The organism is Cerasicoccus sp. TK19100, assembly GCF_027257155.1.
GTDB classification, from domain to species: domain Bacteria; phylum Verrucomicrobiota; class Verrucomicrobiia; order Opitutales; family Cerasicoccaceae; genus Cerasicoccus; species Cerasicoccus fimbriatus.
Window position 1 is genome coordinate 563,441 of sequence record NZ_JAPWDU010000003.1, and the last position, 14,757, is coordinate 578,197.

The 14,757-nt window shown below is 56.2% G+C and carries 17 protein-coding genes; 8 read left to right on the forward strand and 9 right to left on the reverse strand.

Translation table 11 applies throughout. From position 1 onward, the window contains the following. The first annotated feature begins 96 nt into the window (after positions 1 to 96). Complete coding sequence (locus tag O3S85_RS09035; protein WP_269539817.1) at positions 97 to 846, forward strand: PEP-CTERM sorting domain-containing protein; 750 nt, start codon at positions 97 to 99, stop codon at positions 844 to 846. A gap of 85 nt (positions 847 to 931) precedes the next feature. Here the strand turns inward: O3S85_RS09035 and sufD are convergent, their stop codons facing one another. The 6 genes from sufD to O3S85_RS09065 form a co-directional block, all read right to left on the reverse strand. Beyond that, complete coding sequence (sufD, locus tag O3S85_RS09040) at positions 932 to 2,263, reverse strand: Fe-S cluster assembly protein SufD (protein ID WP_269539820.1); 1,332 nt, start codon at positions 2,261 to 2,263, stop codon at positions 932 to 934. Positions 2,264 to 2,364: 101 nt separating this feature from the next. Then, positions 2,365 to 3,774 carry a Fe-S cluster assembly protein SufB gene (gene sufB, locus O3S85_RS09045; RefSeq protein ID WP_269539823.1) on the reverse strand — a complete coding sequence of 470 codons (1,410 nt, stop codon included), beginning with the start codon at positions 3,772 to 3,774 and terminating at the stop codon, positions 2,365 to 2,367. A 47-nt stretch (positions 3,775 to 3,821) separates the two neighbouring features. Next, entirely contained in the window at positions 3,822 to 4,589 is a 768-nt protein-coding gene (locus tag O3S85_RS09050) for a type 1 glutamine amidotransferase domain-containing protein (protein ID WP_269539825.1), read from the reverse strand. Then, entirely contained in the window at positions 4,586 to 5,035 is a 450-nt protein-coding gene (locus O3S85_RS09055) for a four helix bundle protein (protein ID WP_269539827.1), read from the reverse strand. The genes O3S85_RS09050 and O3S85_RS09055 overlap by 4 nt, the downstream gene beginning before the upstream one ends. A gap of 46 nt (positions 5,036 to 5,081) precedes the next feature. Continuing rightward, a complete protein-coding gene (sufC, locus tag O3S85_RS09060) occupies positions 5,082 to 5,840 on the reverse strand; it encodes a Fe-S cluster assembly ATPase SufC (protein ID WP_332107541.1) in 759 nt (252 codons plus the stop codon). Positions 5,841 to 5,967: 127 nt separating this feature from the next. Then, positions 5,968 to 6,414, reverse strand: coding sequence for a Fur family transcriptional regulator (locus O3S85_RS09065; RefSeq protein ID WP_269539829.1), 447 nt, complete (start codon positions 6,412 to 6,414; stop codon positions 5,968 to 5,970). A 213-nt stretch (positions 6,415 to 6,627) separates the two neighbouring features. On the opposite strand from O3S85_RS09065, the gene O3S85_RS09070 reads away from it, so the two are divergent. The 4 genes from O3S85_RS09070 to queF all read left to right on the forward strand — a co-directional run bounded on the left by O3S85_RS09070 (position 6,628) and on the right by queF (position 9,606). After that, positions 6,628 to 7,659: a TIGR02597 family protein gene (locus O3S85_RS09070; protein ID WP_269539831.1), complete on the forward strand. Its 1,032-nt coding sequence runs from the start codon at positions 6,628 to 6,630 to the stop codon at positions 7,657 to 7,659. Positions 7,660 to 7,691: 32 nt separating this feature from the next. Then, positions 7,692 to 8,315: a PEP-CTERM sorting domain-containing protein gene (locus O3S85_RS09075; RefSeq protein WP_269539833.1), complete on the forward strand. Its 624-nt coding sequence runs from the start codon at positions 7,692 to 7,694 to the stop codon at positions 8,313 to 8,315. Positions 8,316 to 8,380: 65 nt separating this feature from the next. After that, positions 8,381 to 9,193 (forward strand): LolA-like protein, encoded by an 813-nt coding sequence (locus O3S85_RS09080; RefSeq protein ID WP_269539835.1) that lies wholly within the window; start codon positions 8,381 to 8,383, stop codon positions 9,191 to 9,193. Between the two features lie 20 nt (positions 9,194 to 9,213). Then, the gene (gene queF / locus O3S85_RS09085; protein ID WP_269539838.1) at positions 9,214 to 9,606 is read left to right on the forward strand and encodes a preQ(1) synthase; all 393 of its coding nucleotides are present in this window, start codon (positions 9,214 to 9,216) and stop codon (positions 9,604 to 9,606) included. Between the two features lie 95 nt (positions 9,607 to 9,701). Here queF and O3S85_RS09090 read toward each other — a convergent pair whose 3' ends face one another. Next, positions 9,702 to 10,352: a 7-carboxy-7-deazaguanine synthase QueE gene (locus O3S85_RS09090; protein ID WP_269539841.1), complete on the reverse strand. Its 651-nt coding sequence runs from the start codon at positions 10,350 to 10,352 to the stop codon at positions 9,702 to 9,704. A 72-nt stretch (positions 10,353 to 10,424) separates the two neighbouring features. On the opposite strand from O3S85_RS09090, the gene O3S85_RS09095 reads away from it, so the two are divergent. Continuing rightward, a complete protein-coding gene (locus O3S85_RS09095; RefSeq protein ID WP_269539844.1) occupies positions 10,425 to 10,922 on the forward strand; it encodes a hypothetical protein in 498 nt (165 codons plus the stop codon). A 4-nt stretch (positions 10,923 to 10,926) separates the two neighbouring features. On the opposite strand, the gene O3S85_RS09100 is transcribed toward O3S85_RS09095, so the two are convergent. Both O3S85_RS09100 and queC read right to left on the reverse strand, forming a co-directional pair. Further along, the gene (locus O3S85_RS09100; protein WP_269539846.1) at positions 10,927 to 11,367 is read right to left on the reverse strand and encodes a 6-pyruvoyl trahydropterin synthase family protein; all 441 of its coding nucleotides are present in this window, start codon (positions 11,365 to 11,367) and stop codon (positions 10,927 to 10,929) included. Next, positions 11,364 to 12,068 carry a 7-cyano-7-deazaguanine synthase QueC gene (queC, locus tag O3S85_RS09105; RefSeq protein WP_269539849.1) on the reverse strand — a complete coding sequence of 235 codons (705 nt, stop codon included), beginning with the start codon at positions 12,066 to 12,068 and terminating at the stop codon, positions 11,364 to 11,366. The genes O3S85_RS09100 and queC overlap by 4 nt, the downstream gene beginning before the upstream one ends. A 328-nt stretch (positions 12,069 to 12,396) precedes the next feature. Between queC and O3S85_RS09110 the strand changes: the two genes are divergently transcribed. Both O3S85_RS09110 and O3S85_RS09115 read left to right on the forward strand, forming a co-directional pair. Continuing rightward, positions 12,397 to 14,097 (forward strand): SDR family NAD(P)-dependent oxidoreductase, encoded by a 1,701-nt coding sequence (locus O3S85_RS09110; RefSeq protein WP_269539851.1) that lies wholly within the window; start codon positions 12,397 to 12,399, stop codon positions 14,095 to 14,097. Between the two features lie 66 nt (positions 14,098 to 14,163). Beyond that, on the forward strand, positions 14,164 to 14,688 hold the full coding sequence (locus O3S85_RS09115; RefSeq protein WP_269539853.1) for a discoidin domain-containing protein: 525 nt from the start codon (positions 14,164 to 14,166) through the stop codon (positions 14,686 to 14,688). Positions 14,689 to 14,757: the final 69 nt, after the last annotated feature.

Below are 14,757 nucleotides of genomic sequence, written 5' to 3' on the forward strand. Positions count from 1 at the left end.
GGGTTTGGATGTGTGTATTGAGCCGTTCGTGGAAGTCACCTCCAGTCGACCGTCAGCCGACGGCTCATGTTTCAATCCTCAACATCCCCAAGCACAATGTTTACACTTAAGCAAATCTCGGGCGTCGCGCTTACTTTGGCCGCGTCTTTCAGCCTCCAAGCCGTCGTGATCTTCCAAGAGGATTTTAACGGAACACCCGGCTCGAACCTCGATGGCACGACGCCGACAATCACTACTGGTGGCGCGACCTGGAATGCCAATCCGGTTTTTGACGCCGATGGTTCCGTGGCCGATACGGCCGACGGCGGGGCCTGGCTGGCTTTCGCTCCGCAGGCCGGCGAGATTTATCAACTCACGGCAAGCTTCGATGTCACCGGCGGCGGCACGAACTGGCTGAGTCTGGGCTTTGCCGACACCACTGCCGACCAGCGCGCGGTGATTACGGGCTACACTTCCTATTTGCAGCGCAACAACGCCAACGTGGTAACCTTTACCGGCTTGGGCGTCTCGGCGGGCCGCATTGATTACGACGGCGTGCTGAGCAATGCCAACGTAACCGTCACCATGGTGCTGGATGCGACGGATGCCTCTTCGTCGAACTGGACAGTGTCGATCTTCGCCGAAGACTCATTGGGCAACACCGTCTCACGCCCGGCCTCCTTGGTGGGCAGCGGCAACTACGACGACATTTCCGCCGTTGGTTTCAGCGTCAACGAAGGTGCGTCCGCGCAAATCTCCAGCTTCGAGCTGAGCACAATTCCCGAGCCGCAGACGACTGCCCTGATGCTCGGCGCGCTGGCCATGGGCGTATTGCTCGTGATGCGTCGTCGCCAGAGTGGTCGCTAACGGACTCCGTTCAAAGCAAAGCATTTCAGCAGAAGCGGTGTTCGCCGCTTCTGCTTTTTTGTAGGAATTTCAAGCCGCCCACTGCCTAGCTGGCGAACTTCTTTTGGACGAGCTTGCGGACGTTTTCGCGGAGCTCTTCGTTGCTGATTTTTTCGATGATTTCCTCAAAGAAACCAAAGACCAGCAGCTGGTAGGCGGTCTCGCGGGGGATGCCGCGCGCCATCAGATAGAAGAGCTCGTTTTCGTCGACCTGGCCGGTGGTGGCACCGTGGGAGCACTTCACGTCGTTGGCCTCGATCTCCAGGCCGGGAAGGCTGTTGGCCTCGGCGGTTTTGGAGAGCAGCAGGTTGCGATTGGTTTGATACGCGTCGGTCTGCTGAGCGTCCTTGGCGACCTTGATCAGGCCGGAGAAAATCGTGCGCGAGTCGTCGAGCAGCGCGTTCTTAAAGAGCAGGTCGCTCACGGCGTTGGGCGCTTCGTGGATTTGCAGCGTGCGTTGGTCAAACTCCTGCTCGTCGCGGCCAATGGTCAGGCCATACATTTTGACATCGGCGCCGGGGCCCACGATGCGGGTGTGGTTCTGCAAACGCGCATACTTAGAGCCGAGGTTGACGGCGATGGTCTTCACCTGGCTGTCGCGGTTGGCGATGTTGGCCTCCAGTTGAACGGAGAGGCATTCCTCGTTGAAATTCTGAACGATCTTGCGGAAGACCTGGGCACCCTGGCCGGCGTAGATCGTGCCGACGCCGCAGGAGAGGGTGGAGCAGCAACCTTCGTCGAGGCTGCCGTAGTAATCCACAAAGTCGACCTTGGCGTTGTCTTCAGCCACGAGCAAGGTGTGCGGGAAAATGGCTTCGTTGCAATCAGCTGACCAGTAGTAGGCGCAAAGCGGCTTTTCGATTTCCACGCCCTTGGGGACGTAGAGGAAACTGCCGCCGTGGAAGAACGCGTTGTGCAGTGCCAGCAGCTTTTCCGAGCCGAGTAGATTCTCCTCTTCGAGGAAATACTTTTTAACTAGCTCCGGGTGCTCCAGTACCGCTCGCTGGAGCGGCATCCAGATGACGCCCTTGCTGGCGAGCTCTTCGCTGACGCCCTGGAACTCCAGCAGGTAGTTGTCGCCAAAGACGAGCTTGCCAGCGTAGTTGCTGACGATGTTGCTGCGCTCAATGGCGTCGGCTTTCTTGGCTTCACTGGGCTCCTGCGCCGGGCGGTAGCCCTCGAGCTTGAGCTTGCGAATGTCCGTAAAGCGGTAGCGCTCGTCGCTGCGGGTGGGCATCGGCAGCTCTTGAAAGCGCGTCCAGTTTTCTTCCTTGAGCTCCTGCACCCAGGGCGCGTTCAACCAGAAGGCATCCAGGTGGTGGCGGAAGTTTTCCTCGGTGAATTTTTCGGTGTCAGGTGTGGTCGTGACGACAGACATGGTCTTTTTATTCTAAAAAGTGTGCTTTGGTTTTTGGTTCTTAGTGCTTGGTTGGTAGCTCAACATAGAACTAAGAACCAAGCACCAGAGCACAGTTGGCGTTAGCCAACCGAGCCTTCCATTTCCAGGTCGATCAGGCGCTTCAGCTCGACGGAGTATTCCATCGGGAATTCGCGGGCGAGGTCGTTGATGAAGCCGTTGACCGCGAGCGACATCGCTTCGCCCTCTTCGAGGCCGCGCTGCTGCATGTAGAAGATCTGCTCGGCGCTGACCTTGGAGACGCTGGCCTCGTGCTGGACGGAGTTGTGGTCGCCGCGGACGGTGATCGCCGGGTAGGTGTCGGTGCGCGAGTTGGTGTTGATGAGCAACGCGTCGCACTCGGTGTTGTTCTTGCAGTTGGACAGCCGCTTGGGAATGTGGACCTGGCCGCGGTAGGTGCTGCGGCCTTCGCCGATGGAGATCGACTTCGAAATGACGTTCGAGGTCGTGTTCGAGGCGGCGTGGATCATCTTCGCGCCGGTGTCTTGGTGCTGACCGTCGTTGGCCAATGCGATGGAAATGACTTCACCGCGGGCGCGCTCGCCCTTGAGCACGACGCCGGGGTATTTCATCGTCAGGCGGCTGCCGATGTTGCAGTCGATCCAGCGGATCTCGGCATCTTCCTCGGCCATGCCACGCTTGGTGACGAGGTTGAAGACGTTGTTGGACCAGTTTTGCACGGTGATGTATTGGATCTTCGCACCCTTGAGGGCAACGAGCTCCACGACGGCCGAGTGCAGGGTGGCGGTCTCAAACTTCGGTGCGGTGCAGCCCTCCATGTAGGTGACTTCCGAGCCCTCGTCGGCGATGATCAGCGTGCGCTCGAACTGGCCGAAGTTTTCCGCGTTGATGCGGAAGTAGGCCTGCAGCGGTTGCGCTACCTTCACGCCCTTGGGCACGTAGATGAAGCTGCCGCCGGAGAAGCAGGCGCTGTTCAGCGCGGAGAACTTGTTGTCGCCGATCGGGATGACCTTGCCGAAGAATTTCTTGAAAATTTCGGGGTGCTCGTGGAGGCCTTCATGGGGGCCGACAAAGATCACGCCGAGCTTTTCCATCTCCTCCTTCATGCGGGAGTAGGCGGCCTCGGAGTCGAACTGTGCTTCCACGCCAGCGAGGAAGGCGCGCTCCTGCTCGGGGATGCCCAGGCGCTCGAAGGTTTCCTTAACGTCGTCCGGCACGTCGTCCCAGGTGCGGGATGGCTTTTGCCCCTTGGAGAGGTAGTAGCGGACGTCCTCGAACTTGATGGAGTCGAGGTCTTTGCTCGCCCAGTGGGTCGGCATGGGCTTGTCCTGAAAGATCTTCAGCGCCTTGTGGCGAAACTCGTTTACCCACGCTTCCTCGCCCTTGACCTTGGAAATGTAGTCAATGGTGTCGGGCGAGAGGCCGATGCCGGCGTCGTAGGCGTAATCTTCGGCATAGGAGAAATCTCCCTTGCTGCGGTCGATGTTAATTTCTGGTGCTTCGGTGCTCATGGCTGAAATAAGTTGGAAAGTTCGAAGGTTGGTGGGTTCGAAGGTGGTTATTCGGTGGTGCCAGCATTGGCTGGTTTTTTAGGCATGACGCGGCGGCGAACCATTTGCGGTTGTTTATTCTCCAGCCTGTCGATCACGGCCTTGGCAGCGCCTTCGGCGGAGGCCGGGTTCTGCCCGGTGATCAGGTTGCCGTCGACAATGACATTGGGCTCGAAGTTTTTCACGCGGACGTATTTGCCGCCCAGCTCGACGATTTTGTCTTCGAGCAGAAATGGCATTTCGTCGGTCAGGCCAACGGCGTCCTCTTCGGCATTGGAGAAGCCGGTCACTTCGCTGCCGGCGAAAATCCAGTTGCCGTAGTCGTCAGTCGCGGTGAGTAGGCCAGCGGGGCCGTGGCAAACCGCGGCAACGGGCTTACCCACGCCGTAGTGCTGCACGACAATCATGCTGACCTCCATATTGTTGGCCAAGTCGAACATCGGGCCGTGCCCACCGGGGATGAACACGGCGTCGAAGTCGTTGCCAACCACGTCGTCGAGCTTCAGGGTGCTGGCGAACAAGGCCTGGGCCTGCTCGTCGGCCTGGTAGCGCTTGACGGATTCCGTGACGCCGCGGCCTTCGAGGCTACGCGGGTCGATGGGCATCGCGCCACCCTCGGGGGAGGCGACCACCACTTCGTAACCCGCGTCGACAAACGCATAGTACGGCGTGGTGACTTCCTCCAGCCAGGCACCGGTAGGCTTATCACTGCCATCTCCCATCGTCCCCATGCTGGTGACGATGAACAGGATGATCATCTGGACGGTTTCGGTCATGAAAGGTTCGTAATGTTCGTACGTTCGTAAAGTTCGAAAGGTTGTTCGGGTTCGCTGGTTTGAAATTTAGCACCGCGAAAATCTGTATTCCGCAGATACTTGATGAGGCCGTTGATGCGGACCTCGGTCATCGAAGCATCGTTGTAGATATTCTCGAATTGTGCTTGGCCGATGTGCCCCACGTCCAGCAAGACGTAGAGTTGGCTTTTAACTTCAGCCAGGGAGCCGCGAGCGATGTGCAGGAAGTTTAGAAATTCCTTTACCCCGCCACGGGCAAATCCTTCGGCAATGTTAGACATTACCGAAACGCTGCTGCGCTGAATTTGATCTCGCAGTCCGTAATCTTTAGCGGCACTACCCTGATTGGTAGCCGTATAGACATTACGAGTCAGCGTCCGGGCTTTCTGCCAGGCGTCAATCTCCTCGAATGTCGTCCACGTTGCCATAACTTTACGAACCTACGAACATTTCAAACTTTCGAACCTTACGCCGCTACGCAGTAGCGCCGGCAAACTCCTCCTTCACCCAATCGTAGCCCTTGGCTTCCATTTCGAGGGCCAGGCTCTTGTCGCCGGTTTTGACGATGCGTCCGTCCCACATAATGTGGACCACGTCTGGCACGATGTAGTCGAGCAGGCGTTGGTAGTGGGTGATGACGAGGAAGCCACGGTCGGGAGAACGCATGTTGTTAACGCCCTCGGCGACGACCTTCAGCGCGTCGATGTCGAGGCCAGAGTCGGTCTCGTCCATGATGACATACTTCGGGTCGAGCATCTTCATCTGCAAAATTTCGCAGCGTTTCTTTTCACCGCCGGAGAAGCCGTCGTTGACGGAGCGGGCGGAGAAGCTGCGGTCGATTTTTAGCTCGTCCATGATGGCGCGAAGCTGCTTGTAATACTCGGTGGCGACGATTTTTTCGCCCTCTTCCAGGCGTGCCTGCAGGGCCGCGCGGATGAAGTTGGCGATGGTCACGCCGGGAATTTCCACCGGATACTGGAAGGCGATGAACAGGCCGAGGCGGGCAATTTCGTCTGGCTCCATGCCGACGATGTTTTCGCCGTCGAGCAGGGCCTGACCGCTAGTGATATCATAGTCTTCGTGACCGGCGAGGGCCTTGGCCAGGGTGCTCTTACCCGTGCCGTTGGGGCCCATGATCGCATGGACTTCGCCTGCGGGCACTTCCAGGGAGAAGTCGCGCAGGATCTGCTTTTCGCCGATGTTGACGTTGAGGTTCTGGATTTCGAGTGACATGATTTGTAAAGGTTCGAAACGTTGGAATGTTCGAAAGGTTGGAAAGTTGGGAGGTGTGGAAGTTGTTTCGATAATTTTCAGTTGGACGGTAACCAAGAACTAAGAACCAAGAACAAGGGCACTGTCATTATAAGGAATTGGTATCCAGATCTTGAGGGGCGTATCCGGTGAAGGTCAGCTTGACCTTGTTGGCCTCGAAGCCCTTTGGGAGGATTTGCGAAACCATGCTGCGGAAGTTCTCGGGGAGCAGGATGTCGTAAACGCGGCCATTGGCCTCGTCGAGAAAATGGGCGTGCTCGCCGTCGTTGGGGCAAAAGCGGCTCGGCTCGCGCTCGTAGTTTAGCTTTTTGACGAGGTTGCAATCGACGAGGGTTTCTAAGCAATTATAGACGGTGGCCAAGGAAATCGTGGGCATGACTTCCTTAGCGCGCGCGTAGACTTCGTCGGCCGTGGGGTGGTCGCGCCGCTTGAGTAGCACTGCATAGATTTGCTCGCGCTGACGCGTTGACCGCAAGCCACTGCTGGCAAGCGCGTCATCAAGGTGGGCCTTGGCTGCGTCGGTTAAATTAATCATAATCTTGTAGGCTAAATTGGAATGATTCCAAAAATCAATCTTATTTGAGAACTAATTTCATTCCAAATAGCGGATTTTCAACCGCGGGTTCCGAAAATATCGTAAATAAATCTAATCGGGTGAAATATTCATTCTCAATTACCCTTCACATGGTAATATAGCCTTGAAATTGTAACCATGCATCTTAGTCTTTTCCTCTCCAGTCTTCGTTAAATGAAAATATCCCCCTATCTTGCTTTCCTGGCAGCGTCTTCGCTTGCCATCACCGCCAATGCCGCAACCACGGATCCCATGGGTGGAATGGTTATTCCGGTTAAAGGTGAATCGGATACGCGTATTAGCGTGCCATTCAGCCGAGCGGTGACTTTCGAGGGGCGCATTGATTCGATTTCTGGCTCAACGCTCACCATTCTGGGCAGCCCTAGCTGGGATGACGGAGAATTCCTCTACGGCGACGCGGATTCCAGCGATCCCGCCAACACCTACTATGCGGTGTTTCTAACGGGTGCCAAAGAAGGGCTGGCCCTTGAAATCACAGCCAATGACGCAAACTCCATCACCGTAGCCTTGGGCGATGAAGACCTGACCGGCGTCACGTCCGAATCGGCAGATGGCTCAGGCAATGGCGACATCATTCAAATTGTCCCTTACTGGACCCCCGCAACATTGTTCTCCGGAACGACTGTGCCGGAGGGTTCAATATTGTATCGCTACATTAATTCTGGTAATGCTGTTAATCGCTCAGCCGCTGATGTATTAACCTATTTTGATGGTTATGGCTGGTACGATAATGGTGGTAATTTATCTGATGATGATACTCTGGATATTGCCGAAGGCGTTATCATACGTACACCAGCTGGAAGCTCTGATTTTGATCTGATTCTTTCGGGTGCCGTGCCAATGTTTAAAACACGCTACATTTTCTCTACGGATGATTCCGGGCAATCCAATGATATTATTTTCAGTGTTTATACTCCTGTAGATGTATCAATCGGGGATTCGGGGCTTGGTGGTGTAGCTGATCAAGCAATACTCTACGCCTACAACAATGACAGTGCAGACTATAATAAATCTGCATCATCTGTTTTGACTTATTTTGAAGGCTACGGTTGGTATGACAATGGTGGGAATCTAGTTGATAACACCTTTCAATTGGAGCCTGGCCAAAACTACATTCTGCGTAAGCCTGGAACCGTATCAAATGATTCTTTTGTTTGGTCCTACTTGCCATCCTATCTCGAATAACCTTACGTGCACTACTTTATACCTACACTTTTATGAAATTTAAATATGTACTGTTAATTTGCTCGGTAGCTAGCTCTAGTTTGCTTGCTACTACGTCGTTCCAGATTAATCAAAATGGTTTTACTGATTCAATAGGAGGTAGTGCAACTCCTGGGATGTCATGGGGTCTGCTGTTTGATGTTAACGGTGATGGTCTGACTTTAGGTTTGTATGATCCTTTTGATATTACCTCAAATTATGTAGAGCTCACCGCAAATGGTCTAGCTACCGGCGATGTTTTTATTTTCAGCGGAGATGCGTCATCCACAACGCCACCAACGACTCTTAACTTTGGACCGAATCAAGGTCGCGTTACTGGAATTGAAAATGTGCTTTACACCGGTCCTAATGGCTCGCCCGCTCTAAGTGATAGCCAACTAACTTCTTCGTTTGGAGTTATGTGGTTTCCATCTAACACTGCAGTAGCTGGATCTACTTACGGCTATGCAACTAATGTCGAAATGAATGGCATTCCTGCAGATGGCGAAAACTTTTCAACGACTACAGCAATCGCTCCGCTCGACCCTTTGTATACGGTTGTTCCGGAGCCCAGTACTTACGCAATGCTTCTAGGTGTCGCGATTCTGGGCTTCGCGGTGTGCCGCCGCCATCGTTAGTGTCTGTGAGACTTCTTTACCGAGCCTTCCTCCACCGTGGGGAAGGCTCTTCTGTATGTTGAGCTATGAATTTCTACCGTCAGATTCTTACTGCCTCCAGCTTCATCGCCACATTTTCGTGGTTAGGGGCAATTGGCGTCTACACACAAGGATTACATGAAATCTCAGAGAATGCATCAACGGTAAATCAGAATCGGTCTAAAGTGAGTTCGGATGTTCGGTCATTAATTCTAAAGCACCGAAAGGCTATGTTTGGCCAGCGCGACTCGGATGCGATTGTAGCTTTTCGTATGGATGGAATTTACGAGTTTGGTGGGGAAAGATATCCATTCGTAGTGCGGAAAATGAGGCCGCAATTATTCCGTCTGGAATTAACAACGCCAAACGGGATAATGATTCAGGGTTATGATGGCTCTCGTGGCTGGTTGACGCCGATTGGTGCTGATCCGTTGAAGGGTAGTCAATGGATGGACCGACATGGTGATTCGTCAATGCAGCGGGATGCAGTTTTGTTCAACTATTTGATAGAGCAGGGCAGTGATTCGATTAAAATGGATCCGCTCACGAATGATGCGGGTGTGCCCGGTGTTAAGGTCACGCTGCCCAATGGGGGTTTGGTCAATTACTGGTTGAACCCGGAGACGATGCTTGTGCAGCGGGAGATGAAGACGGACTTTGAGGATGGGGCGGTAAAGTTTCGAACGATTGAGCTGTCGGACTATCGCGAAATTGATGGCGTGCAAATCGCTCACCGCGCCGTGGGCTATGTGAGCGGGGAGCTGGAGTCGGTGATGAATCTTGAGCAATTTGAGTTTGTCGATGGTTTTGACGAGGCGATTTTTCAGTTTCCCGGTGCACCAAAACTCGAGGCTGACTAGTTTTTCTTTGCCTTGTTTTAATGGCTACTTATCCAAGCTTTATGGACATCGAAATTTTCCCGAATCCCGCCCCTGGGCGTAACTATGTCATCCAGCACGTGGCGGAGGAATTTACTTCGCTTTGCCCGAAGACTGGCCACCCCGACTTTGGCACCATTGTGCTTACGTTTGTGCCCGATGCGACTTGCGTGGAGCTCAAGGCCTACAAGCTGTATCTGCAGGATTTCCGCACTAAGGGCATCTTCTTTGAAGCGGCTTCTAACTCCATTTTCGACGAGATGTATAACCTGCTCCAGCCCCGCTGGATGCGGCTTGAGGCGATCTGGCGCGGTCGTGGCGGTATCCGCTCGAACGTCATCGTGGAAAACGCCAAGGAAGACTACGAAGGCCCGATCCCGCCGTATTTTGAGTAATGTTCGAAAGGTTTGAAATGTTCGAAGGTTCGTAAAGTTTGCTACCAAACTACCAACTTTTCGAACCCTACTAACTTACGAACATTTCGAACCTCTTAAAGAACGCGATACAGCTTGTGCATTTGCCAGCCGGCGCGGAAGGGGGTGCCGCGGAGGCGGACGGTTTCTGCAATCAGGGCGAGGATGTCCGGGTTGTCGCGTTGATCCCACTCCGGGTGCAGCCAGACGTGGCGGTCGGTGCGGGTTAGCTCGTTGCCGAGCTTGTCTTCCCAGTAGCGGATGCTGTCGGCGTTTTCGATGATCAGCTTCAGCTCATTGGCGCGCTGGATCAGCTCGGGCAGTGGGTCTTTGTAAACCTTGGGGCTCACGGTGACCCAGTCGAAATCCCCTTGCAGGGGAAAGGTGCCGCTGGTCTCGATGTGCACCGGAAGCCCGGCGGCATGCAGACCGTCTGTGAGCGGGCGCAGGTCGTGCACGGCGGGCTCGCCCCCGGTGATGACCACGAAGTCCGGCCGCCCGCTGCTGGCGAGGTCGACCAGTTCGCTGGCCGTCATTTTGGGCACATTGTTGGGGCGGTGCTCCGGGTGCCAGGTGTTGGCGGAGTCGCACCAGGGGCAGCGCACCGGGCAGCCATAGGTCCGGATGAAGTAGGCCGATCTACCCGCATGTACCCCCTCTCCCTGAAACGTATGGAAGTGCTCCACTAGGGGGTATCGTCGATTGCGCGCTTGTAAATCGTATGTCATAATTATCTTTACAGCCATAGGGGTTCGACATTCTATTACGATATACCCCTATAATATTCCTCAATTCTCTCGATGACTCTACCTCAGCTTAAGAAATTTTTAAAAACCGCTACCAAGCAGGATCGTTGGTGGGTGGCTGTCGGCGAAAATGTGTTGGACGAAACGCAGACGATGTCGGAGATCAAGGCCCTCAGCGAAAAGTATCCCGACTGGGAGATCTGCATGCTGCACGAATCGCAGACCGACAAAGACGGCGAATGGATTCTGCTGACCGAGGAAGAGGTGGAGGGCGAGCATAACCCGTTCCGCCCGGCTGGCCCGATCGAGACGATGCTTGGCGAAATGTCTAAGCTCAAGGCCGACTTGGCCGACGCCCACCGCATCGTCGACATCCTCCGCGAGTTTACCACCTTTAACGATCAATACACCGCGCGCAAGGAGGAGCTCGAAGAACGCGAGCGCTATTTGCAGGAGTCGGAAGACGCCTTGATGGAGAAAGCGCAGCACCTTGAAGAGCTGCGTGTGGAGCTCGAGCACAAGCAGGAAAAAGCGGCGGCTCGCGCTCGCTAACAGGCTACTGTTTGGCGGGCGGCGCATACGTGGCAGCGTTTTTACTGTCTTCCTCGATCTCAACTTGGGCGACCCACACGCGGCCGCCGGTGTGTTCGCGCACGAGTGCGTTGAAGACCTCGTAAACATGGATCGCCAGGCCTTCGTTGGAGCAGTCGTCAACCACGTAGACCTTCCATGCTTCCGGTGCGGCGTTGACGAGTTGGTCGAGCAGCGGGTCGTCCTTGTGGAACACACAGGCGTGGTCGAGGTTGTCGTTGATCCAGTCTTTGAGGAAGCCCAGCTTGCCGTAGTCGACGACAAAGCCATTCACGTCTCGCTCGGTGCAGGCGAAGGTGACCGTGATTGACCAGTTGTGCCCATGGATGAACGAGCAATGCCCGTCGTGAAACGGCTGACGGTGGCCAAAAGGCACGTCGTGGTATGTCTTGCGGCAAGTGATCATGAAAGCCTCCAGAATTGTGCGACGAGTTCCTCGACGCTCGGGGCGTCGGCCTCGTAGGGCGTCGGGTCGTCGACTTCTGCCAGATAAAATGCCTCGCGCCGCTCGATGCAGGTGCCGCAGCGGCCACAGTGCTTTTCGCCGCCCTCGTAGCAGGACCAGGTGTCGGCAAAGGGGATGCCCAGCTCGCTGCCGCGCTTGGCGATGTCGGCCTTGGTCCAGTCCACAAATGGCCGGTAGAGCTTCACGGCGTGCCAGTCGGCCAGTTGGATAGCGGCATCGAGCGCGTCGGCGAATTCGCGTCGGCAGTCCGGATAAATGGCGTGGTCACCCGAGTGCGCGGCGTAGGCGACGTTGTCGGCCTTTTGGCTGATCGCCCAGCCTGCGGCGACGGACAGCATGATCATGTTGCGGTTGGGCACGACGGTGGCCTTCATCGTGGCCTCGGTGTAGTGCCCTTTGGGGACGGCGGTGTTGGGATCCGTCAGGCTGTTGTCGCCCAGCAGCGGGGCCAGCGTGCGCAGATCGGCCTCACGGTGCTCGATGCCCAGCGCGGCGCAGTTTTTGCGGGCGCAGTCGATCTCGCGGGCATGGCGTTGACCATAGTTCACGCTCAGCGCGGCGATCTCAGTGCCGGCGGCGTGCAGGTGGTAAAGGAGAACCGTGGAATCCAGGCCTCCGGAATAAATAATGACAGATTTCATGGCGCATTCAGTTACGTTGCCTTCGTTGGCGACCCCTGGGAATGGCTTAGCAGGGAGATGGCCAATGTGAGGCGCGGCGCGGCCAATGTCCATCGAAAAGCCCCGCGGCAGTGAATACTTCGCCCGATTCCGTCCTTCACTTTATCGGTGAACAAGTCTTGCGCCCGCGGGTCCCAACGTCTTACCTACGGCCTTTCCAATTCCTTGCACACCACGAATTTCAATTGCTTGAACTACCGCTACACGATGCCTGATCAGGCCCGCCGCGCAGCAAACGCGTTGGCCCGCCGATGGAAGAACCGGTAGTTGAGCGCCCAATAAAATACCCATGGATATAGCACTTGTGACCGGCGCCGAGCGCGGCATTGGCCTGCAGATCGCCCGGAAGTTAATTGAACTAGGATTTCGCGTTTACGGATTCGCTCAGGACTTTTCCAAATGTCCCTTTGAGCATCCGGACTTCATCGGCGTCAACTGCGACCTTACCGCGCGCAGCGAGCTCGAGAGCGCCTTTGCGCAAATCCAGGAGCGCGACCCAATGGTCAACGTGGTCGTCAACGCCGCCCGCTACACGCCGGCTGAGTCCTTTGAGGCGACACCGCTCGAAGAGCTGGAATACGCGCTCCAGACCGAGCTGCTAAGCGCCGTTTACCTGACGCGCCTCGCCTTGCCGTCGCTGATCAAATACCACGGCTACGTGATCAACATCGCCTGGAACGGCCAGGGCAACGCCGCAAGCGTCACCTCCGCCGCTGGTCAGGGTGGGTTGCATCTCTTTGGCCAGCAGCTGTTTGAGGAAGTGCGCGACACTGGCGTCAAGGTCAGCACGCTTTACCCGCAGCCCAATGCTGGCGAGGCCGATCCCAAGGCGCGCGTCCAAATGGAGCCGCAAAGCGCGATCGAAAACGCCCTCTTTGCGCAGGCCGTGGAAACGGTTCTCCGCTTTAAGGAGAACAACTGCGTCAGCCAGATCGTCATCCGACCGCAGGGCACGCGCGAGGAGCCCAAGATCCCGGTCGCCGTTTCCCCGCTGCCCAAGGCCGCACACAAGGTCGTGCTGCCCGAGCGCAAGAATTACCCCGTCGAGCCCGAGCTCATTTACACGCCGCCGCGTCAACGCCCCGCCGACGCCCCGCCCCCAGGCGAGGACGACGATTGGGACGATGATGATGAATGGGAAGAGGACGACGAGCTCGACGAGCTGCTTGAAGAATCGCGCCGCCTGATGAAAAAGCAGAAGGAAGAGGCGCGCAAGCAGCTCGACCGCACCCGCGAGCGCAAGCAGAAGCAAAAGGACCGCGGCCGCGACAACCGGGGCCGTGATCAACGGCAGCAGGACAAGTCTGAAGGCTCCCAGGACGACGATCAGCAGACCGGCGATCAGTCCGGCGGTCAGCCAAACCAAAACGAAGACGACCAAGAGGACGGCAACAAGAAGCGCCGTCGCCGCCGTCGCCGTGGAGGCCGCAACCGCCGTAATCGCGACGGCCAGGAAGGCAATCAGCAAGGTGGAGACCAGGGCGGAGATCAGTCGCGTGGTGATAACCAACAGCGCGGCGACCAGTCCCGCGGGCGTCACCAGGATCGCCAGCGCGGCGATAATCGCGAAGGCGGCAAGCCGCAGGGCGACCAGCCCAAGCGCGACGACAACCGATCGCGCGAAAGCAACCAACCGCGCCACGATCAAAAGCCCCGCGAGTCTGATCAACCGCGCCAACCGCGCTCCCCCAGTGAGCTGGTGAAGCCGAAGTCTTCCGACGCCCCTAAGCCATCTTCCGAGCAATCTAAGCCATCTGGCGACAACTCTTCTGCTGAAAAGCCCAAGCCGTCTGCCGAAAAATCTTCGGAAGACAAACCGAAGCCAGCGAAGAAGGCCGCCAAGAAAGCGGCGAAAAAAGCAGTCAAAAAGGCCGCTAAAAAAGCGACCAAGAAGGCTGCGAAGAAAGCCACTAAAAAGGCCACGAAGAAGGCAGCGAAGAAAGCCGTGAAAAAAGCGGCTAAGAAGAGCGCTGAGCCGGCTGAGTCTTAATCAGGCTCGCCAAGTGGCAATAGAGGGGTTATGCGTTTGGGCGCGTAACCCACACCACTATTTGCCATGAAGAAAGCTCACCTTGTTTCGCTTGCTGCGGGCGCATTGCTCGCCGTTCACGCCTTTGCTTTGGACAAGACTTTGGTCCAGGCCGAAGCCAATCATTGGGAGACCAAGGAAGGCGGGGGCTGGGGTGATTATCCGGCTGCACTCGCCATCGATGGCGAGGTATCGGGGAAGTCCTCTTGGCGCGGCGAGATGCAGCCTGGCGTTGAGGGCGCTTTGGATCAGCCGCCGACGATCACCTTCACTTTCCCCGAGCCGGTCACGCTCGACGGCGTGACGATTATTTTCCTCAAGCACTTCGAGCGCCAATACACCATCGATATCCTCGGTGCCGCCAGTGACACCGCCGAGTGGAAGATGCTCGAAAAGGGCGCGAAGAATCCCGGCGAGGGCGAAAACGAAACCGTCTTCGACTTCAAGCCCACCAAGCTCAAGAAGCTCCAAATCGTCGGCCACGGCAACAGTGACCAAAAGTTCGGCGACTGGACGAACATTATTGAAATCTACTTCAACGAGCCAGCGTAGCGCGCAGGCAGCGCTTGTCGTAGCATAGGCGTCTCGCCTGTGCCTGATTCGATCACTTTTTTAAATCGT